The sequence below is a fragment of the Planktosalinus sp. genome (genome assembly GCF_059864935.1).
The window spans coordinates 1-21,199 of record NZ_JCBCCK010000129.1; the positions used below are offsets into that span (position 1 = coordinate 1).

A 21,199-nucleotide genomic window follows, 5' to 3' on the forward strand; every position below is an offset into this window, starting at 1 on the left:
TGTGACCAATCCTTTTGGGGAGGAAACTTATAAGTACAAGTTCAACGGAAAGGAACTGCAAAGCGAGTTTGGGGTGGAAATGTATGATTTTGGAGCCAGAAATTACGACCCTGCTATTGGGCGATGGATGAACATAGACCCACTCGCAGACCATCCGAAACAATTTGGGTTCTCACCGTATGTTTATGCAGCAAATAACCCAATCAACTTCATAGACCCTGATGGGAGGTTATTTGAGGTGGTGGTTACAGGTGATATGGCAGATGATTATACTGCTCAGTTGAATGCCGGTTCTGACTTAGAAATCACCAAAAACTCTGATGGAAAATTAGAAATTACCGGAGGAGAGGCTGTTTCTGATGCTGATAAAATGCTTCAAGCAGCAATTGAAGATAAAAATATTACTGTAAAGATTAATACTACTGATGGTTTTCAAATAAACAATGAAACTGATTTTATTGGAGGAGCTTTTGGAGGGAGTGAAATTAATGAAGATGGGACAATAACTGCAACTCAAACGGTTAACCCAGCAGTATTATCTGAGATTGACTCTCATAATGATAGAGAAGTAGGAGTAGGAGCAGTACACGAAGTATTAGAAGGATATGTAGGGGCACAGGATAATCCAGGAGCAACTTCATCAGACAGTAAGGCATACGATAATGCTCACGGTAAAGCAAGTGCAGCAGATCCTAGATTCAGTGAAAATACTGGTAAAAATAGTGCTTATCAGGTAACAAGAAGTGTAGACCGAAATACCAAAAGAACTACAAGGTACTATCAATCGACAAATAAGAGAGGTGAAGTTAAGCCTTTAGGTTCAAGAGTATTAAAAACTACCTCAAGAAAAAAGAATTAAATTATGAAATGCATATTAATGACGATATTTTTATTTGCTTTCCAATGCAATGGACAGGTTGTTGATGAGAAGGCTTTAAAAGCAATGAAGTCCGAAGAATATACAATTGCAAGTATAGATTCGACAGATAATTATTATCTTTTAAAAGGAAATGTAAATAAAACAGACTCTATCTTATTGGTAGTCGATAAAAAATCAAAACAACTTAAAGGTAAAAATGTGCAAGTTGGAAAAACCTATCTTTTTAAAGCATATAGGCTATATGATCTTTTTGCTTTGAATGCCCATATGTGCCATAATGTAGATAATGAAGAAATATGGTGTCATTCTGATAAAATAGATTTACGATTTACAGATGGAATGGGAAATGATTATTTTGAGGAAGAATAACGTGGGACAATAAGGATATTACTCCCTAATATCTATTAAACTATGACCACTTCCTAAAACCGGAGTGGTTTTTTTATTCCTTAAAGTGCCGCCACATTTTTCTGGAAGAAATCCTTAAACTTTTTATTGGTCAGCATTTTATCGATGAGCTTAAAGAGTGTTTGCCTGTCCTCTTCCTCGAGTTGCGCGATCAGGTTCATTTGTTCGACAGCGGTCTTGTCCGCTATCACGATTGTCCTTGAATGCTCAAAGGGCAATCAGCATCTCATGATGCTGTTCATACATTTTATTAAATACGACACCTCCAACATTTTATAACAACCGTTAGGATGAGATAAAAAAAACAAAAAATATGGAACAGAAATTGTATCTTTACAAGAGCAAAAAGGCAAAGACCATGGATTTAGCCACAAGAAAATACAACTTCATACAGGAACTGGTAAACGTCGAAAAAGAAAGCGTTATCGAAGCGCTGGAGCGTGTTTTAAAACGGGAAAAAGAAGAACACCAGGAAATCTCCACCACCCACAAAAAAGAACTGGACAAACGTTTGGAGAGTTATCAAAACAATCCGGAAGACCTCTTGGACTGGGAAGAAGTAAAAAAGGACTGGTAATGGCTTATACAATTAAGTTACTACCTATGGTACACACCGATTTGCAAGAGGCAAAAAAGTGGTACAACGAGCAACGCGAAACTTTGGGCGAAGAGTTTAAAGAAGAAGTAAACAAAGAAATAGACTACATCGGGCAACACCCGGAACATTACCAGCGCAAATACAAAGAACTGCGGCAATCACTGGTTACCCGTTTTCCTTACGCCATTTTTTATTTGGTGGAAGAAAAGAAAAACCGGGTTATCGTTTTTGGACTTTTGCACACACGCCGGAACTCTGAAATCATCCGAAAAAGAATACGTAAAAAATAGGAACGCTATCGCTGACCTGAATAATGCGATGCATTGAGCGAAGTCGAAATGGCCCACCCAATCCCCAGGTAATGTATCAGATGTGTTGATGCATTGTTTTACAGTATTTAAATTGCTGAAAATCAACATTAAAAATGTGGAACCACAAAAATTTAAAAGCAACCTTCAGGACATTTTGCCGAAACAAAACGTATTTTCACTGATGGGTTGAGAAATTACAACTGTCTCATATCAAAAAGCATTCATAAAGTAACCCGGTACGGCACAAACCACATAGAGGGAAACAGTCTAACATTAAGGACACATCTGAAAAGGCTCAACAGGAAAACAATTTGTTTTTTCAGGAGCCTGACGGTATTATCCGCTGTTTTTGAAAATTCACTTTTGGGGGTGAAAAACAGATAATCCATACAGTACCCGCAGCAGTTGTGCTCAAAGCCAGGAGGAGGCTTTGCCAAGGGGCAGCGTAGATAATTTAACCGGAAAGAAATATAAATATTTTACTTCGTAAAAGTAAATATTTGTGAAACTGTTTAATAAAAATTAAAAAAACTAAACATAGTGCCGCCATATTTCCGGGCTTCGGTAAAGTTTTTAATTGAAGATAAATCAGTGTGTTTAGAATGCTCAATGATTAAAAATCCATCGGGATTAAGATGGTTGTTTTCAAAAACAGCACTACAAATTTTATTGAACAATTCAAAAGTAAAATCATAAGGGGGGTCGGCAAAAATGACATCAAAAGTTTGTCGGTTTTTTTCAAGGTAAGAAAATACATCTGCCTTTATCGGTTGAATTCCAAAATCGAGTTCGTCACTTATTTTTTGAATAAATTTCACGCATCCGTAATCGGCATCAACGGCGGTAATGTTTTTCGCACCCCGCGACGCCATTTCAAAGCTGATGTTTCCGGTACCGGCAAAAAGCTCAAGAAATTTGGTTTCGCTAAAGCTAATCCGGTGATTGAGTATATTAAACAAGGCTTCTTTGGCAAAATCGGTTGTAGGCCTTGCCGGAAGCGTTTTGGGGGCAACAAGCCTTTTGCCTTTGTATTTTCCGGAGATGATTCTCATTGTTTTTCGATTCGTAGCGTTGAAGCTTGATTGGTTTCAAGTTTAACGTGTCTGATGTAAGTGTAAAGCAGTTCAAAATAAGAATCTTCTTCAGAAATTTTTCCGCTCAATTCAAGTTCAAACAATTCTGGGTTGAGTTCAAGTTGTTCGGCAACAAAAAGAATGTAATAAGTCAGGTCTTCAGGTGTTGAATAATTAAAACTGTTGCAGAGCAGCAATTTTTTTCCTGAGGTTACAATCACATCTACCTGGTGGCCGTGGAGGTGTGCGTACATTTTTTTGGCAGTTCCGGTTTTCTCATTTTGCAAAACCTTTTCGAGGAAAGTGGTCGTAAAATGAAAATAGGAAAACTCCCCATAATGATCAAAAAAGTAATTGTTGATATTGGCCAAGGGCACATAAACGTTGACGAGTTCAAAATTTTCAACAGAATCAAATGCCACAAAATCTGTTGTAAAAACCCGGGAGTTTAATTTTAGAAATTCTTCGGCTTCACCTTCGTTAAATAAAGGGGCTGGAACAATAGAATAGATAGTGTTTTGATATACAACCTTTAGTTCAAAAACAGGATTTTTTAATTGGTCATTTTCGGCGAAAGCCTTTTCGATTTCAAAGAGTAATTCGTCAGGGTTTTTGGTGCCATTAAATGAAATATCCTCTTTGAAAACCACCTTGTTTTCTTCTTCCATCAAAAAAGAAAGTCCGGTCAAGCTTAGCTGAACGGACATTCTGTATGTTGAAATTAAATCTTTTCTGCTATTGTTCTCCGGGACTGTCATATTGTTTTGGCCAGTTTCCACCTGTATTTACATCTGTCATTGAGCCTACTCTGATATGAGTGCCGTTTACACCATCTACAGATTGAGTTTGTTTTTCCTGTATAATCAGGTCGCGGCTTAAACCGTGAAGGATTTCATCTTTACTTGCAGTAGCTTCAAAAACTGCAATTCTTCTGTCACCTCTCATAATAAAACCGGCATCAAGTGTTATGTTGACATCTTCACCTTTAACATTCACCCTGTTCATAGTCTTGTATCTGTCTGAACCTTTGAACAATGAATCCCTAACGGAAACAAATCCAAGGGTATCAACCAGCACTTCTTCAATATAGTATCCTGTTACACCAAAAGCCCTGTTGCGTTCCACATCATCATAAATGGTGTCTCGTCTTTGAGTGATGGCATACTGAGCCGTGTCAACAAAACGAACCAACGAATCAAAACTACTGTTGAATTTTCCTGTTATCTGAAGGTGGGCCAGTTCTGCAGTCCTGATGTCCTTAAGTACATCAATTACTTTGGCATAGCGTTTTTCTTTCTCATTATTAAACTTTGTGGGCTCATAAACTGAATTAAACAGTTTGTAGCCAAGGAAAATGATAATAACCCAGAGAACAACTTGAATTAAAAGTTTCATTATAGAAATCGATTTTTATTTGACGTAAAATGGTGTATGGCAAATCTACAATTTTTTTTGAATCACAAAAGTATAATCCATAAAAATCATTATCTGTTGTGGGAATTGTTATTCAAAGCGTAACTTAGCCTTAAAGTTTTCAACCCATAAAAACTGAATGAACCCGAGCCTTTTTTATAAAGAATTATGTAAAGATTTTCCACACACTCCCACAGGAATTCAGGATATTGTCCTCCAAAAACTGTCAGATTTTGTGTTGAGTAAAAGTCAGGACGAAGTGTTTCTTCTCAAGGGATATGCCGGAACAGGAAAAACAACCATCATCAGCACTTTGGTTAAAAAACTCAACCTGATCAACTCAAAAGCAGTGTTGCTTGCCCCAACGGGTAGGGCGGCAAAAGTAATCAGTAACTATTCAGAAAAAGAAGCCTTTACCATTCACAAAAAAATATACTATCCAAAAGCCCAAAAAGGGGGAGGAGTATCCTTTACACTCCAGCAAAACAAGCACAGGAACACAATTTTTATAGTCGATGAAGCCTCGATGATTTCAGATACGGCTTCAGATTCTAAACTTTTTGAAAATGGCTCGCTGCTGGATGATTTGATGCAATATGTCTATACAGGATTTAACTGTAAACTTATTTTAATTGGCGATACTGCTCAATTGCCACCTATCAATATGGATTTAAGCCCCGCTTTGGATGAAAATTTATTGAGTAATCAATACAACAAACAAGTTACGGCCATTGAACTTGATGAAGTGGTGCGCCAAAAATCGGACAGTGGCATCCTTCATAATGCAACATTGTTACGGGAAGCTCTGGAGAGTGGATTTTATGAGGATTTCAAATTTCAAATTGAAGATTTTAAAGACATTATTAAACCCGAAGACGGGCACACACTGCTTGATGCCATCAACGATGCCTATGCTTCAAAAAGCAAGGAAGACGCAGTTATCATATTGCGCTCAAACAAAAGGGCCAATTTGTATAACGAAAACATCAGGGCGCGCATCCTTTTTCAGGAAAATGAATTGTCAACCGGCGATTATTTGATGGCGGTAAAAAACAATTACTTCTGGATTGAGCCAACCAGCGAAGCCGGATTTATTGCCAATGGTGATATTATTGAAGTGCTTGAAATTTTCAGTTTTAAAGATATATATGGCTTTAAGTTTGCCGAAGTTTCAGTGAGAATGGTTGATTACCCTAAGATGAAACCATTTGAAACTGTTTTGTTGCTGGACACGCTTACCTCAGAAACACCTTCACTACCTTATGAAGATTCAAATAAGCTGTATCAGGAAGTGATGAAGGATTATGACGATGTGAAGTCTAAGTATAAAAAATTTATGAGTGTAAAAAACAACAAGTTCTTTAATGCGCTTCAGGTAAAGTTTTCATATGCCATTACCTGTCACAAGTCACAGGGTGGGCAATGGAATACAGTTTTTGTAGAACAACCTTATTTACCCAATGGGATTGACCGCGACTACCTTAGATGGCTGTACACTGCTGTTACTCGTGCTCAGGAAAAGCTGTATTTAATTGGTTTTAAAGAAAAATATTTTGAATAGCGTCAAATCTCATCTTCATCTTCAATAAATTCTTCGTTCGCTTTCAACTTGCCGTTTCCGGCGATTTTCAGGAAGAAATAACCAAAAACACCCGCAATTAATGAAGCGGAAAGAATACCCATTTTGGCCTGGGTTTCATATACTGTACTTTCATAAGCCAGATCTGTAATAAACAATGACATAGTAAACCCAATAGCGGCCAGAAATCCAAGTCCGAAAACGTGTTTCCAGGTGACTCCTTCCGGTAACACACAAAGTTTAAAGAAGACCATTAATCTTGTAAAGACTAAAATCCCAACTATTTTTCCAACAATTAAACCACATATTACCCCAAGGGTTATGGGGCTGTAAAAATAGCTAAATGCTTCTGAATCAATGGTAACCCCGGCATTTGCAAAAGCAAACACGGGTAATATTACAAAACTTACAAAAGGGTGCAACGCGTGTTCGAGCCTTTGCAACGGTGGCGTTGCAACTTCTGTTAACTTGGAAAACTTTTCAATGGTATTGGATATTTTTTGGTCTTCCACATCATTATCTTCTATAGATTTTTTCTTGATAGTTTTAATTTGTGCCGAAAGTATCCTCACTTTTCTTAAAAAGAGCGACGTGTTTATTTTTTTACTTGTTGGTATGGTGAAAGCGGCCAATACAGCAGCAATAGTGGCATGAACACCAGAAAGTAAAATAGCGAGCCATAGCCCACCTATACCCATTACTGCATAAAACATGGTATTTCTCACCCCAATTCGATTTGCCGTAAACAACGCCAATAAAAAGAAGCCGCCCATTGCCAAGTTGTATATTGAGATTTCTGAAGTATAGAATATGGCAATAACGAGCACTGCGCCCAAGTCGTCAACGATTGCAACAGCAGTTAAAAATACCTTAAGAGACAATGGAACCTTGTCACCTAGTAAATACAAAATTCCAAGGGCAAAAGCGATATCAGTAGCCATGGGAATACCCCACCCGTTAACAGCGTCTGTCCCTTGGGTAAACATAAAAAATATCAATGCCGGAAACAGCATTCCGCCGATAGCCGCACCAACCGGTAACAAGGCCCCCCTAACGCTTGCCAATTCGCCGTGCATCAACTCACGCTTAAGTTCAAGTCCCACCAAAAAGAAAAACATAGACATCAACCCGTCATTGATCCAGTGCAACAAATTCTTTTTTATCACAAAATCATCAAATCCGATGTGAATGTAAGTGCCCCAAAAATTATGATAACTATCCGCCATAGGCGAGTTGGCAACAATCATGGCAAGTACTGCTGAAAAAATAAGCAGTAAACCAACAGATGTTTTTCTTTCAATAAAACTTTTAACAGGAAGAAGCAGGTAAATATCCAGTGTAGACTTTTTCATGAATTTGGGTTTTCAATTTATTGCAGATAATAATTTAAAATTGATGTACAAAATTAAAACAGGGTGTACTACTATTTTATGATTAATATCAGATTTAACAATTAAGATTCAATTTTCATTGAAAGTTTAAACCAACGTTCGGTTTTTTCGTTGATTTGTTCTATAACTTTTTGAAGTTCAATGGATTTTTCATTGATTTCTTCAGCAGTCCAGGAATGATTTGAAAAACCGGTTTCAAGTTCATCCCTCTTTTGCTCCAGGGTTTTTATATCCCCTTCCAGACTGGTAAATTCCTTTTGTTCCTTGTAAGAAAGTTTTGCCTTATCGGTTTCTTTTTTCCATGTTTTTTGTGATGCAGGACTTTCAGTTGTTTCGGGTTTTTCTTCTTTTTCAGTCAACGATTCCATTTCCCTGAAATCACTGTAATTTCCGGGAAAATCATCAATTACGGCATTTCCTCTAAAAACAAACAGGTGATCCACAATTTTATCCATAAAATAGCGGTCGTGTGAAACCACCAACAAACAACCCGGAAAATCAAGCAGAAAAGATTCAAGTACGTTTAAAGTAACAATATCAAGGTCGTTTGTAGGTTCATCAAGGATTAAAAAATTAGGGTTTTGAATTAAAACGGTACATAGATAAAGCCTTTTTCTTTCGCCACCACTTAACTTTTCCACAAAATCATATTGCTTTTTCCGGTCAAAAAGGAAACGCTCCAAAAGTTGTTGTGCAGAGATTTGCCGCCCTTTTTTTAACGGGATAAAATCACCAAACTCCCTGATTACTTCAATGACCTTTTGCCCCGGTTTGACCTCAATACCATCCTGGGTATAATATCCAAATTTGATGGTTTCGCCCACAATCACTTTGCCCTGGTCAGGTTTAACGGTTCCTGTGATTGTATTTAAAAATGTGGACTTTCCGGTACCGTTTTTACCAATAATACCTATGCGCTCTCCTTTGATAAAATTGTAATTGAATTTGTTTAATATTTGCAGCTCGTCATAAGATTTTGACACATTGTGCAGTTCAACAATTTTACTTCCCAGACGCTCCATATTGATTTCGAGTTCAATCTGGTGGTCGTTTCTGCGTTTTTTTGCACGTTCTTCAATTTCGTGAAAACCTTGTATGCGCGATTTGCTTTTGGTGGTTCTGGCCTTGGGCTGGCGTCGCATCCAGTCGAGTTCTTTCTTAAAGAGTTGTTTTGCTTTTTCAGTTTCGGAAATTTCTGATGTGATGCGGGCTTCTTTTTTTTCCAGGTAATAAGAATAATTGCCTTTGTAACTGTAAAGCTTGCCGTCTTCCAATTCAACGATTTCGTTACACACCCGTTCAAGAAAGTAACGGTCGTGAGTTACCATAAAAAGGGTTATACTTTCCTTGGCGAAAAAGGCTTCAAGCCATTCAATCATCTCCAGGTCAAGGTGGTTTGTGGGCTCATCGAGAATGAGTAGGTCGGGCTTGCTTAAAAGAGCGTTTGCAAGCGACAATCTTTTTTTCTGTCCGCCACTAAGGTCTGAAACCTTTTTAGTCAGGTCATTGAGTTTGAGTTTTGATAGGATTTGGCTGTATAATGTTTCAAAATCCCAGGCCTGATGTGCTTCCATAGCTTCGAAAGCTGTTTGGTATGCATCGGCATCATCGGGGTTTTTCAGTGCAGTTTCATAGCGCTCTATGACTTTTAATATTTCATTGTCTGAATCAAAAACGGTTTGTTCAACAGTCAGGTTTTCATTGAGAATGGGTTCTTGAGGGAGGTAAGTCACCACAATGTTTTTTCTGAAGACCACCAGACCGTTATCAGGAGTGTCAAGCCCGGCAAGGATATTGAGCAGCGTGGTTTTGCCCGTACCGTTTTTGGCTAAAAAACCCACTTTTTGACCTTCGTTTATGCCAAAAGACAGATTTTCAAACAATTGGAGTTCGCCAAATGACTTTGAAATATTTTCAACAGAAAGAAAATTCACCTTAAATTTATTTTTTTGCAAATGAAGCCAAAATAAACCTAAAAGCATCAAAATATTGAATATTTTTCAATTGCATTTTGGTTTAAATGATTCAGCAGGTTAAGACTATAATATGAACTTTAAAAATTTTATAATTGAACTTGTTAACCTATATTTGTTTTTTCGATGACAGTATAACTATGAGTAAGTCCACCACAATACTTTTCCTGCTTGTTTTGTTATTTTTGACTTCTTGTATTCCTACAAAAAGGCTTACCTATTTGCAACAAGATGAAAACCAATTAAGTTCTGACTTGACTATTACAAAAAAACCTGACCCTTATCGCATTCAAATAAATGATTTACTGAGTATCAGAATAAAATCGCTTGACCAAAGCCAGGTGGGCATGTTTAACCCCGTGGGCGATCAAAACCCCAATGCGACAGGTGAGGAACGGTTGTATTATGACGGTTTTCGTGTAAACGAGCACGGTAACATCAGAATGCCTACTTTGGGTGAACTTAATGTTTTGGGTTACACAGTAGATGAAGTCAGGGAAATACTTGAAAAGCAATTACAGGAAGAGTATTTTACTGAGGAGGCCAATATCTTTGTTACCGTAAAACTTGCCGGTATCAGGTACACTATAATGGGCGAAATTGGCAGCCCGGGTTCAAAAATTATTTACCGCGACGAGCTCAGTATCATGGAAGCTATTGCCAATTCAGGCGATATCACCCTGACAGGCGACAGAAAAAATGTAGTGATTGTGAGGCAATACCCTTATGGGCAACGCGTTCATCATATTGATTTAACCACGATTGAAGCTGTAAATTCACCTTTTTATTACGTAAATCCCAATGATTTGATTTTAATTAACCCATTGCCTCAAAAATCAATTGGAACAGGGACTACAGCTATTCAATCCATAACAACAATTGCTTCAATTTTGAGTTTAATAACGACGACTATACTTTTAATAAACAGGTTTTAATTGATGAATGAAGAATTTGAAATAGACCAGCTCCAAACCAATTTTGACTTCAGGACTTTTTTGATGAAGCTTTTGTCTTATTGGCCACTGTTTATGGTCTCTTTGATTATTGGTTTCAGCATAGCTTATTATATCAATGTTAGAAAACTTCCTGTTTACCAAATGTCGAGTTTGATATCTATTAAGGATGATCAAAATCCATTTTTTACTACCACCACCAGCTTGACCTTTAATTGGGGCGGCACCACAGATAAAGTTAATACTGCAATGGTTACTTTAAAAACGCGTTCACATAATGAAAAAGTGGTTGAACGACTTCAGTTTTATATGCAGTATTTAAAACAAGGGGAATATCAGCTTGAAAACGCATATGCAGAAACTCCTTTTATTGTTGATGTAGACACTTCAAAACATCAAGTTTTAAACAGGCTGATAACCATAAAAGTAAAAGACACATCCACATACAATATCAGTGTTTCTTTTGAAGAAGGGTATTATCCCACTCTAAATTATAGTTCCAAAGAAAGGGGAAGGATTCATATGCCCACTGAAAATTTTGAGCGTGACTTCAAGTTTGGTCAAAAGGTAGTCTTGCCATTTTTCAATGGAACTATTCACCAATCAGACCGCGGTTTACAAGTTGGGGTTCCCTATTTTATTCGGTTTCAAAACTTTGACTGGGTTGTTGGCAGATACAGGAACATCGCCATCCAGCCCGAATCTCAGGGTTCATCTGTATTGAATTTAAGGCTCAACGGTCATAATAAAGCCGAATTGGTGGATTTTTTAAATACCACCGTTCAGGTGTTGGGAGAAGATGTGCTGGAGCGAAAAAACCTGTTTGCCACTAAAACCATCCAGTTTATTGACAGCACCCTTGCGATAAAATCCGGCGAAATTTCTGAAGTTCAGAGCGAGTTGGATGCTTTCAGAAGTAAATCATCTGTTTTTGATTTAAGTACTGAAGGACAAGAATTAAGCAGCAGGCTCAGGGTACTGGATATACAAAAAAGTGCCATAGAGCAGCAAATTAACTATTACAACACGCTTGAAGACTATTTAATGAACAAGACAGACTATTCTGATGTTCCTGCCCCTTCTGTTGCAGGAATCAATGAAGCGAGCATAGTTTCGGGTGTAAGTAGGATTGTTGCTTTGGCAGAAGAAAGAAACAGACTTCAATATTCATTTAGAGAAGGGGCGCCTGTATTTGCTGATATAGATAGGCAAATAAACTCGGTTAAAGCAGTTTTATTTGAAAATATTACATCGACGAAATCACTCAAAAACAGAGAAATAAACGAAATAAACAGAGAGGTTTCTCAGGCTGAAATTGGTATAAGAAAACTTCCTAAAGAGCAACAACAACTTTTAAGCATCCAGCGTCGTTTTGATTTAAGTAATCAGGCTTACAACCTCTTTCTTGCCAAGCGCAGTGAAGCCGGTTTGGTCAGAGCTGCCAATGTAAGTGATGTAATTGTTATCGACCCGGCAAAAGACGTTGGTGGCGGACAGGTTGGACCAAACAATCAGTTGAATTATGTTATGGCAGGTGTATTTGGTTTCTTTATTCCATTTGTAGTTGTTTTTATAGTCGTCTTTTTTGATAATAAAATTCACACAACCCAGGATATTAGTAAACTTTCTCCCATACCAATTTTAGGAGTGATAGGTAAAAGCAATAAAAATGAAATTCTTGCAGTTTTAAACAAACCAAATTCAGCCATTTCTGAGGCATTCAGGTCAATTAGGTCGAGCCTTCAATTTATGTATAAAAAACGTGGTATTGAAGGAACTAAAACGGTTTTGATTACTTCGTCTGTTAGCGGTGAAGGAAAAACATTTACCTCTATCAATATTGCTTCTGTTTTCGCTTTAAGCGAAAAGAAAACAGTTTTACTTGGCTTAGACTTGCGAAAACCTAAAATATTTGATGATTTTCATATAAAAAATGATAAGGGTGTTGTTAATTATCTAATTAACGATTCAAGTCTTGAGCAAATAATACAGAAGACTGATATAGGGTATTTAGATGTTATCACTTCCGGGCCCATTCCGCCTAACCCTTCAGAGTTGATTATAGGTGAAAGGATGGCCGAATTGATTGAAGAGCTTTCAAAAACATATGACTATATAGTCATTGATTCACCTCCTTTGGCCTTAGTTTCTGACGCTTTGGAATTGGTTAGCTATGCAGACGCCACAATTTATATAGTAAGGCAAAATTATACCAAAAAAGGAATGCTTTCAGTCATTAACGACAAGTATAAGAAGGGAGAAATAAAGCATATAAGTTTTGTGTTAAATCACTATCAGCAAAAAGCAAAATTTGGATATGGTTACGGTTATGGATACGGAAAATATGACTATGGATACTATACATCAGATAAGAAAGAAAGTTTAATAAAGCGTATTTTTAAACGAAAATAGAATTTATATATTTTACTTCCATTAGATGCTCACTAACAGCCAACAGTTTTTGAAAAGAGTTTTTGATGTGGTTGTTTCATTTTTTGGATTACTTGTTTTTATAATTCCAATCATTTTTATGGTTTTGATTGTCCGATTTGAGACTGGTTTGCCCGGCCTTTTTATTCAAAAGAGGGTAGGGAAAAATGGAAAATACTTTTATATGTTTAAAATTAGAACTTTAAAGGAAAATAAAAACCATACACTTGAAGAATTGACCAGTCAAACAACTTATTTTGGCAAATTACTCAGAAGATCAAAATTGGATGAATTGCCTCAATTCATTAATGTTTTGAAGGGGGATATGAGTTTGGTGGGACCTCGTCCTGATGTCTCGGGGTATGCAGACAAGCTTATGGGTAATGACAGAATCATTTTGTCAGTTCGTCCGGGAATTACAGGGCCTGCAACAATAAAATATAAAAATGAAGAAGAAATTCTTTTAAAACAAACAAATCCACAGCAATACAACGATACTGTCATTTGGCCGGATAAAGTAAAAATCAACAAAGACTATGTTGAAAACTGGTCATTTCTAAAGGATTTAAAATATATTTATCAATCTGTTTTTTAATTGCTTAAAAACCAAAACACATAAAACACCCAATGTTTAAAAGTAAATACCATACTGCCAATTTATCAAATTATAATTTTCTTGTAACAGGAGGTGCTGGGTTTATTGGCGCTAACCTTGTTGCTTACCTTATAAAATATGGCGCACAAAATGTCAGGGTCCTCGATAATTTGGCTACAGGATTCTATGAAAATATCAGGGAATTTGAAACATTACCCAACTTTGAATTTATTGAAGGCGATATTCGTGATTTGCAAACCTGTAAAAAAGCAATGGAGGACATAGACTTTGTTTCTCATCAGGCAGCGTTGGGTTCAGTCCCTCGATCAATCAATGACCCCATTACATCCAACGAGGTCAATGTGGGCGGGTTTTTGAACATGCTGGTTGCCCAAAAGGAATCAAAAACTGTAAAAAGATTGGTATATGCTGCTTCAAGTTCTACTTATGGAGATAGCTCACAATTGCCTAAGGTTGAAGAAAATATAGGAAATCCACTATCCCCTTATGCGGTGACAAAATTGGTTAACGAACTCTATGCAGATGTGTTTTACAAAACTTATAATACAGAAACCATTGGTTTGCGTTATTTTAATGTATTTGGACCCAGACAAAGTCCTACAGGGGCTTATGCGGCAGTAATTCCATTATTTATGCAAGCATTGAAGGATAAAATACCACCCACTATCAATGGTGATGGCGAACAAACCAGAGACTTTACCTATGTTGAAAATGCCGTTCAGGCAAATATTAAAGCTTTTTTTGCTGATAATCCTGCAGTAAATCAGGTGTTTAATGTTGCTTACGGGCAACGAATTAGCCTGAATGAATTGTGGAGCAATCTGAAACAAATTTCTGGTCAGAACATTGAGGCAGTGTATGGACCACCCAGAGCCGGCGATGTTAGGGACTCACTGGCCGATATTTCAAAAGCCGGAAAATTAATGGATTACAAACCCGAATTTAGCGTTTTTGATGGTTTAAAAATAACCTGGGAAAATTTTAATGCGTAGAATGAAAAACATACTGATTACCGGAGGTGCAGGCTTTATAGGCTCTCACGTTGTGCGCCTTTTTGTCAATAAATATCCCGATTATCATATTTATAACCTGGACGCACTCACTTATGCGGGAAATCTCGAAAACCTCAAGGATGTTGAAAATAATCCCAATTATACCTTTTTAAAAGCCGATATCAACGATATTGAAATCATTTTTTCAATGTTTGGGAAATATCAGTTTGATGCTGTTATTCATCTGGCTGCAGAATCACACGTTGACAGATCAATTTCTGACCCCTTATCTTTTTTAAGGACCAATATCTTTGGAACGGTAAATTTGTTAAATGCTGCCTACGAAAACTGGAAAGAGTTGCAAGGAAAACTTTTTTATCACATCAGTACTGATGAAGTTTATGGCTCCTTAGGCGAAACAGGTATGTTTACTGAAAAAACACCCTATCAGCCCAACTCTCCATACTCTGCTTCAAAAGCCGGCTCAGATCACTTTGTAAGGGCATATGGTGAGACTTATGGTTTGCCCTATATCATTTCAAATTGCTCCAACAATTACGGACCCAATCAGTTTCCGGAAAAATTGATTCCGTTGTTTATCAATAACATTATTGAAAACGAACCACTGCCGGTGTATGGCGATGGAAACTATACCCGCGACTGGCTTTATGTTATCGATCATGCTCAGGCCATTGATTTGGCTTTTCACAAAGGTAAAGTAGGTGAAACCTACAATATCGGTGGATTTAATGAATGGAAAAACATTGATTTGGTTCAACTGCTTTGCTCACTTATGGACGATAAACTCAATAGGCCAAAGGGCAGTTCGAGTCAATTAATTACCTTTGTTACTGACAGGCCCGGACACGATTTGAGATATGCCATAGATGCCTCAAAAATAAATGCTGAATTAGGATGGAAACCATCGGTAACATTTGAAGAAGGTCTTTCAAAAACCATTGACTGGTATCTCGAAAACTCAGCTTGGTTAAAAAATGTTACCTCCGGGGCTTATCAGGAATATTATAAAAAACAATACAAAACCCATTGATATGAAGGGAATTATATTAGCCGGTGGTGCCGGAACCCGACTACATCCTTTGACTCAGGTAGTTTCAAAACAACTGCTTCCGGTGTATGATAAACCCATGGTTTATTACCCGCTTTCGGTTTTGTTGCTGGCCAATATAAAAGACATACTGATTATTTCAACTCCTTCGGATTTACCTAATTTTAAAAATCTTTTTGGCGACGGAAGCCAGTTGGGTATTTCAATTTCTTATGCAGAACAACCTTCACCTGATGGTCTTGCTCAAGCGTTTATCATTGGTGAAGCATTTATTGGCAATGACGATGTTTGTTTGATTCTGGGAGACAATATATTCTTTGGGGCAGGTTTTCAAAAACTACTAGCCGAAGCCAAAAACCAGGCCGAGGAACACAGGAACGCAACTGTTTTTGGGTATTATGTAGATGATCCGGAACGTTATGGTGTGGCTTCTTTTGACGATAACGGACAAGTTCTAAGTATAGAGGAAAAACCGAAAAATCCCAAAAGCAACTACGCAGTTGTCGGGCTTTATTTTTATCCAAATTCTGTAATTGAAGTGGCCAAATCGGTCAAACCATCGGCGCGTGGCGAACTTGAAATCACTTCAGTCAATGCACATTATTTGCAGGAAAACAAATTGCAAATGCAAATAATGAGCAGGGGATATGCCTGGCTGGACACCGGTACCCACGAAGCTCTGACTGAAGCCACCGAGTTTGTGAAAACCATTGAAAAACGCACCGGATTAAAAATTGGCTGTATTGAAGAGGTGGCTTTTAGAAAAGGGTTTATTGATTCTCAGCAACTTCATAAACTTGCTCTACCCTTAAGTAAGAGCGGCTATGGTAATTATCTGATACAACTCCTCAAATAACGGCTGTTAAACCTTTTTTAAAAATTAGTCTCTGCCTGTTTGATTTGGTAATTTAGACAAAAAATTACTGATGAGAGTTTTAATTACAGGTGCAACAGGTCTTATTGGTAAAGCGATTACTGATTTGTGTCTGAAAGAAAATATTGAAGTCAATTACCTCACCACATCATTCACTAAAATTCAAAACAAACCACACTACAAAGGTTTTTACTGGAACCCTTCAGACGGAGATATTGATATTAACTGCCTACTGGAAGTAGATACAATTATTCATCTTGCCGGCGCATCTATAGATAAAAGATGGACACCAAGTTATAAAACTGAAATTATTGAAAGCAGAGTCCTCTCCGGAAACTTACTTTTTAATACACTTCAAAAAAATGAACATAAGGTCAAGCATTTTATAACCGCAAGTGGGGTTGATATTTATCCAGATAGTTTAGATAAAACTTATGATGAATCTGAAAATGAAAGTAACGATACTTTTTTGGGAAATGTAGTGGTGAGATGGGAAGAGGTGGCAGATAAATTTTCGTTGACAGGATTACAAGTAACAAAAATAAGGACGGGTATGGTGCTTGATCAGACCGATGGCGCTTTACCTCAAATAGCAAAACCTGTCAGGCTTGGTTTTGGTGCAGCATTGGGCAGTGGTAATCAATGGCAGTCCTGGATTCATATTGACGACATAGCAGCCATTTATTTGTTTGTCATAAAAAATAAATTGGGGGGAATCTACAACGGCGTCACCCCAAACCCTGTGACCAATAAAGAAATGACCAAGGCAATTGCAAGACAATTAAACAAACCATTATGGTTGCCAAATGCTCCCGGTTTTGTGTTAAAACTTATGTTGGGCGATATGTCCGCACTTCTTTTAGGAAGTAAAAAAGTGAGTTCAAAGAAAATACAACAAGCCGGATTTAAGTTTAAATATCCCGATTTGGAAACTGCTCTCAAAGGTTTAAAATAAAAAAACGCCCGAATTTTCGGGCGTTTTTAATAGATATTTTATTGATTATGCTCTGTCAGCTTCAAGATAAATAACAAGTTTAATATCGTCATAAATTACTAAATCACCAATATTTGGGAAAATTGAACGTGATCTGAAGTTGATTTCCCACTCAGTTCTATCAATTGTAAACTCTTCACTTTGAAGGATAAGTTTATTGCCATCAAGAGAAAGGTTTATAGGAAACTTCACGTTTCTGGTGGTTTCTTTTAAAGTCAGGTTGCCCGTCATCCAGGTTTTGCCATCGGCAACTTCCATTCCGGTTACGGTAAATTTTCCCGTTGGATATTTATTGATGTTGAAAAAGTCACCTTCTTTACCCTCAACTGTTCCTTTGAGATGTGCTTCAAGGTTTTTCTTTTCTTCTCCTTCAAGGTCTGTTACGGTGATGGTGCTCATATCTATAACAAATTCACCACCGGCAATTTCGTTATTTTCATTTAAGTTGATATACCCATTGGCTACATTTAAATAACCGGTATGATTTCCGGTTAGTTTACCGGCTTCCCATTCAATTTGGGTTCCGTCAACATCGGCAACATAAGTGGTTGCATCAGAAGTAGCTTCCATTTTGTCTTGAGTTTCATCAGTTTCAGATTTTTCATTTCCTTTACAGGAATATGCCAAAACAGCAATAAAAGAAAGAAGCGTTAATTTTAAAATGCTTTTTTTCATGGTTTGTGTTAATTTTTGGTTTTCATACAAAATTACTTACGCCATATAGAAATTATCTTAAATTCATATTAAAATTTATAAATGACAATTTGACACAAAACGAGTTGTGGCAATACTTTTGCTAAACAGCAGTGAAGAATAAGACTAAGCATTTTAACAATGAGCAAAAAAGATACCGCTAAGTCGGCCACAAAAACCAAAAAGGATAAAGCCGAAAACAAAATAGAAACTCTCGAAAACGAGAAAAACAAACTAGAAAATGAGTTAGGACTGGAAAAGGAAAAGTTTTTGAGACTTTTTGCAGAATTTGAAAACTACAAAAAAAGAACTACAAAAGAGCGAATTGAACTTTTTAAAACAGCAGGACAAGATGTGCTACTGGCACTTTTACCTGTTTTGGATGATTTTGACCGCGCTTTACAAGAATTAAAAAAAGATGAAAACAACGCTTATTACAAAGGCATTGAATTGATTCACAACAAGCTTAAGGATACACTTAAATTAAAAGGACTTGAAGAACTTGAAGTTAAGCAGGGCGAGACATTTAATGCTGATATTCACGAAGCCATCACTCAAATACCTGCTCCTTCAGAAGAACTCAAAGGAAAAATTATTGATATCATTGAAAAAGGTTACCAACTGGGAGAACGTGTCATTCGTTTTCCAAAAGTTGTGATAGGACAATAAAAATAGCATTAATTTACTACTATGAAAGAAGATTATTATGACATATTAGGCATTAGTAAAAATGCTAGTACTGCCGACATTAAAAAAGCATATCGAAAAAAAGCGATAGAATTTCACCCTGACAAAAACCCGGGAGACGCAAAAGCTGAAGAAATGTTCAAAAAAGCTGCTGAAGCCTATGAGGTGTTAAGCAACCCCGAAAAAAGGTCGCGCTATGACCAGTTTGGGCATCAGGCGTTTGACGGTTCAGGAGGCTTTGGCGGTGGCGGCATGAACATGGAAGACATTTTCAGCCAGTTTGGGGATATCTTTGGCGGTGCTTTTGGCGGTGGCAGAGGTGGTGGGTTTTCAGGTTTTGGTGGTTTTGGTGGCGGTCAACGCCGAATGAAAGGAAGCAACCTGAGAATCAGAGTGGCATTAACCATGGAAGAAGTTGCAAATGGTGTTGAGAAAAAAATTAAAGTAAAACGCAAAAAACAAGCACAGGGAACTACTTACAAAACCTGTTCAACCTGTAATGGGAGTGGTCAGGTAACCCGAATCACAAACACAATACTGGGCAGGATGCAAACATCTTCGCCCTGTAATGTTTGTGGAGGTTCCGGTCAAATGATTGATTCTAAACCAAACAATGCTGACGCAGATGGGATGCTGCTCACAGAAGAAACAGTATCCATCAAAATCCCGGCAGGTGTGGTTGACGGTATGCAACTTAAAGTTTCAGGAAAAGGAAACGAGGCTCCGGGTAACGGAATTCCCGGCGATTTGATTGTTGCCATTGAAGAAAAAGCCCATCCAACCCTACAACGAGAAGGCGACAATTTGCATTATGATTTGTACATCAGCTTTTCAGAGGCAGCATTAGGAACATCAAAAGAAATAGACACCGTTACCGGAAAAGTGCGCATTAAGATTGAAGAAGGCGTACAAAGCGGGAAAATACTTCGTCTGAGGAATAAAGGAATCCCCAGCATTAATGGCTATGGCTCAGGCGATTTGCTTGTACATGTTAATGTGTGGACACCAAAGTCACTTACCAAGGAACAAAAAGAGTTTTTTGAAAAAATGGCAGGTGATGTCAATTTTCAGCCAAAACCGGAATTTGACGATAAATCTTTTTTTGAAAAAGTGAAAGATATGTTTTCATAAAAACAAGTATTTAATTATTTATTTTTATATTTGTTTATGGTTAGTTTAATGATTAACCATATTTTTCTTTTTCATAGCAATTTTTTTTCCCATCCTATACATTGTTCTGTTTAGGGTGGGTTTTGCTTTTTTAGAGACAATTTTTTGTAACATTAATTTTTTTAATCTACTAATTAGGGCAACCATTTAAACAAACACAAATTTCATGAGTAACATATTAGTTGCAGAATCCGTCACCAAAAATTATGGAAAATTCAGGGCGTTGAATGAAATCTCTATAGAGGTTCCAAATGGAAGTATTTTTGGACTTTTAGGGCCCAACGGTGCCGGTAAAACAACTTTTATCCGAATCATCAATCAAATTACCATGCCCGATTCCGGAAAGGTTTTTTTGGATCATGAACCACTTAGTCCCCGTCACGTTCAACACATCGGCTACTTGCCTGAGGAACGGGGGTTATACAAATCTATGAAAGTGGGGGAGCAGGTACTCTATCTGGCACAACTAAAAGGCCTAACTAAAAATCAAGCAAAAGAACGCCTGAAATACTGGTTTGACAGACTTGAAATTGCAGGGTGGTGGGACAAGAAAATCGAAGAACTCTCAAAAGGGATGGCTCAAAAAGTCCAATTTATTGTTACTGTTTTGCACCAACCCAAACTTCTTATTTTTGACGAACCCTTCAGTGGTTTCGACCCCGTAAATGCCAACCTGATTAAAGGTGAAATCCTTGAATTGCGAAATCAGGGAGCGACTATTATCTTTTCGACACACAGAATGGAGTCAGTTGAAGAATTGTGCGACCATATTGCATTGATTGACCTTTCAAATAAAGTACTCGACGGAAAACTTACAGATATTAAACGCAGCTACAAATCAAACACTTACGAAGTAGGTTTAATAACCAACAATGAAGCCGCTTTAAGAAAAGAACTTTCTGAAAAGTTCTCAATATCACCGGCACAGTTCAAATCCATTGAAGACGAACTTAAATTGAAAATAAAAATCAATACGGGTGATTCACCAAATGATTTGATAAGTTATTTAACTACCAAGGCTCAAATCAATCATTTTGTAGAAGTAATACCCAGTGTAAACGATATTTTCATTCAAACTGTATCAAAAAAATAGCC

21 protein-coding genes and 1 pseudogene are annotated in these 21,199 nt (G+C 37.3%); 16 read left to right on the plus strand and 6 right to left on the minus strand.

Annotated elements, in window-relative coordinates:
* The 5 genes and pseudogenes from AC6F75_RS05505 to AC6F75_RS05525 form a co-directional block, all read left to right on the plus strand.
* The coding region (locus AC6F75_RS05505; protein ID WP_500713950.1) for an RHS repeat-associated core domain-containing protein at positions 1-859 on the plus strand (859 nt) is incomplete at its 5' end.
* 3 nt (positions 860-862) lie between these two features.
* On the plus strand, positions 863-1,249 hold the full coding sequence (locus AC6F75_RS05510; RefSeq protein WP_500713951.1) for a hypothetical protein: 387 nt from the start codon (positions 863-865) through the stop codon (positions 1,247-1,249).
* Positions 1,250-1,601: 352 nt separating this feature from the next.
* Positions 1,602-1,865 (plus strand): addiction module protein, encoded by a 264-nt coding sequence (locus AC6F75_RS05515; RefSeq protein ID WP_500713952.1) that lies wholly within the window; start codon positions 1,602-1,604, stop codon positions 1,863-1,865.
* Positions 1,865-2,176: a type II toxin-antitoxin system RelE/ParE family toxin gene (locus AC6F75_RS05520; protein WP_500713953.1), complete on the plus strand. Its 312-nt coding sequence runs from the start codon at positions 1,865-1,867 to the stop codon at positions 2,174-2,176. Before AC6F75_RS05515 ends, AC6F75_RS05520 begins: the two co-directional genes overlap by 1 nt.
* 177 nt (positions 2,177-2,353) lie before the next feature.
* Positions 2,354-2,570, plus strand: a pseudogene (locus AC6F75_RS05525) (IS1 family transposase); the annotation flags it as partial.
* 139 nt (positions 2,571-2,709) lie between these two features.
* Here the strand turns inward: AC6F75_RS05525 and rsmD are convergent.
* Genes rsmD through AC6F75_RS05540 form a run of 3 tightly spaced genes read right to left on the minus strand, consistent with a single transcriptional unit; the run spans position 2,710 to position 4,665 of the window.
* Positions 2,710-3,249 carry a 16S rRNA (guanine(966)-N(2))-methyltransferase RsmD gene (gene rsmD, locus AC6F75_RS05530; RefSeq protein WP_500713954.1) on the minus strand — a complete coding sequence of 180 codons (540 nt, stop codon included), beginning with the start codon at positions 3,247-3,249 and terminating at the stop codon, positions 2,710-2,712.
* On the minus strand, positions 3,246-4,028 hold the full coding sequence (locus AC6F75_RS05535; RefSeq protein ID WP_500713956.1) for a DUF3822 family protein: 783 nt from the start codon (positions 4,026-4,028) through the stop codon (positions 3,246-3,248). The genes rsmD and AC6F75_RS05535 overlap by 4 nt, the downstream gene beginning before the upstream one ends.
* Complete coding sequence (locus AC6F75_RS05540) at positions 4,006-4,665, minus strand: hypothetical protein (RefSeq protein WP_500713957.1); 660 nt, start codon at positions 4,663-4,665, stop codon at positions 4,006-4,008. The genes AC6F75_RS05535 and AC6F75_RS05540 overlap by 23 nt, the downstream gene beginning before the upstream one ends.
* Positions 4,666-4,822: 157 nt before the next feature.
* On the opposite strand from AC6F75_RS05540, the gene AC6F75_RS05545 reads away from it, so the two are divergent.
* The gene (locus tag AC6F75_RS05545; protein WP_500713958.1) at positions 4,823-6,244 is read left to right on the plus strand and encodes an AAA family ATPase; all 1,422 of its coding nucleotides are present in this window, start codon (positions 4,823-4,825) and stop codon (positions 6,242-6,244) included.
* Positions 6,245-6,246: 2 nt separating this feature from the next.
* Here the strand turns inward: AC6F75_RS05545 and nhaA are convergent, their stop codons facing one another.
* Together nhaA and abc-f are read right to left on the minus strand one after the other, a co-directional pair.
* Positions 6,247-7,614: a Na+/H+ antiporter NhaA gene (nhaA, locus tag AC6F75_RS05550; RefSeq protein ID WP_500713959.1), complete on the minus strand. Its 1,368-nt coding sequence runs from the start codon at positions 7,612-7,614 to the stop codon at positions 6,247-6,249.
* Positions 7,615-7,715: 101 nt separating this feature from the next.
* A complete protein-coding gene (gene abc-f, locus AC6F75_RS05555) occupies positions 7,716-9,587 on the minus strand; it encodes a ribosomal protection-like ABC-F family protein (RefSeq protein WP_500713960.1) in 1,872 nt (623 codons plus the stop codon).
* A gap of 179 nt (positions 9,588-9,766) precedes the next feature.
* Here abc-f and AC6F75_RS05560 point away from each other — a divergent pair, with 179 nt between their 5' ends.
* The 7 genes from AC6F75_RS05560 (at position 9,767) to AC6F75_RS05590 (ending at position 17,515) form a co-directional block, all read left to right on the plus strand.
* Positions 9,767-10,561 (plus strand): polysaccharide biosynthesis/export family protein, encoded by a 795-nt coding sequence (locus AC6F75_RS05560; RefSeq protein ID WP_500713961.1) that lies wholly within the window; start codon positions 9,767-9,769, stop codon positions 10,559-10,561.
* A 3-nt stretch (positions 10,562-10,564) separates the two neighbouring features.
* Positions 10,565-12,991: a polysaccharide biosynthesis tyrosine autokinase gene (locus tag AC6F75_RS05565; protein ID WP_500713962.1), complete on the plus strand. Its 2,427-nt coding sequence runs from the start codon at positions 10,565-10,567 to the stop codon at positions 12,989-12,991.
* Between the two features lie 25 nt (positions 12,992-13,016).
* The gene (locus AC6F75_RS05570) at positions 13,017-13,604 is read left to right on the plus strand and encodes a sugar transferase (protein WP_500713963.1); all 588 of its coding nucleotides are present in this window, start codon (positions 13,017-13,019) and stop codon (positions 13,602-13,604) included.
* 32 nt (positions 13,605-13,636) lie between these two features.
* Complete coding sequence (locus AC6F75_RS05575; RefSeq protein ID WP_500713964.1) at positions 13,637-14,617, plus strand: NAD-dependent epimerase/dehydratase family protein; 981 nt, start codon at positions 13,637-13,639, stop codon at positions 14,615-14,617.
* A 1-nt stretch (position 14,618) separates the two neighbouring features.
* Complete coding sequence (gene rfbB / locus AC6F75_RS05580) at positions 14,619-15,668, plus strand: dTDP-glucose 4,6-dehydratase (protein WP_500713965.1); 1,050 nt, start codon at positions 14,619-14,621, stop codon at positions 15,666-15,668.
* A 1-nt stretch (position 15,669) separates the two neighbouring features.
* Positions 15,670-16,542 (plus strand): glucose-1-phosphate thymidylyltransferase RfbA, encoded by an 873-nt coding sequence (gene rfbA / locus AC6F75_RS05585; RefSeq protein WP_500713966.1) that lies wholly within the window; start codon positions 15,670-15,672, stop codon positions 16,540-16,542.
* Positions 16,543-16,612: 70 nt separating this feature from the next.
* Positions 16,613-17,515, plus strand: coding sequence for a TIGR01777 family oxidoreductase (locus AC6F75_RS05590; protein WP_500713967.1), 903 nt, complete (start codon positions 16,613-16,615; stop codon positions 17,513-17,515).
* 45 nt (positions 17,516-17,560) lie between these two features.
* On the opposite strand, the gene AC6F75_RS05595 is transcribed toward AC6F75_RS05590, so the two are convergent.
* Positions 17,561-18,229: a YceI family protein gene (locus AC6F75_RS05595; protein ID WP_500713968.1), complete on the minus strand. Its 669-nt coding sequence runs from the start codon at positions 18,227-18,229 to the stop codon at positions 17,561-17,563.
* A 159-nt stretch (positions 18,230-18,388) separates the two neighbouring features.
* On the opposite strand from AC6F75_RS05595, the gene AC6F75_RS05600 reads away from it, so the two are divergent.
* From AC6F75_RS05600 to AC6F75_RS05610, 3 genes are all read left to right on the plus strand, one after another.
* Positions 18,389-18,916: a nucleotide exchange factor GrpE gene (locus AC6F75_RS05600; RefSeq protein WP_500713969.1), complete on the plus strand. Its 528-nt coding sequence runs from the start codon at positions 18,389-18,391 to the stop codon at positions 18,914-18,916.
* Positions 18,917-18,937: 21 nt separating this feature from the next.
* The gene (gene dnaJ / locus AC6F75_RS05605) at positions 18,938-20,065 is read left to right on the plus strand and encodes a molecular chaperone DnaJ (RefSeq protein ID WP_500713970.1); all 1,128 of its coding nucleotides are present in this window, start codon (positions 18,938-18,940) and stop codon (positions 20,063-20,065) included.
* Between the two features lie 205 nt (positions 20,066-20,270).
* On the plus strand, positions 20,271-21,197 hold the full coding sequence (locus AC6F75_RS05610) for an ATP-binding cassette domain-containing protein (protein ID WP_500713971.1): 927 nt from the start codon (positions 20,271-20,273) through the stop codon (positions 21,195-21,197).
* The last annotated feature ends 2 nt before the right edge of the window (positions 21,198-21,199 follow it).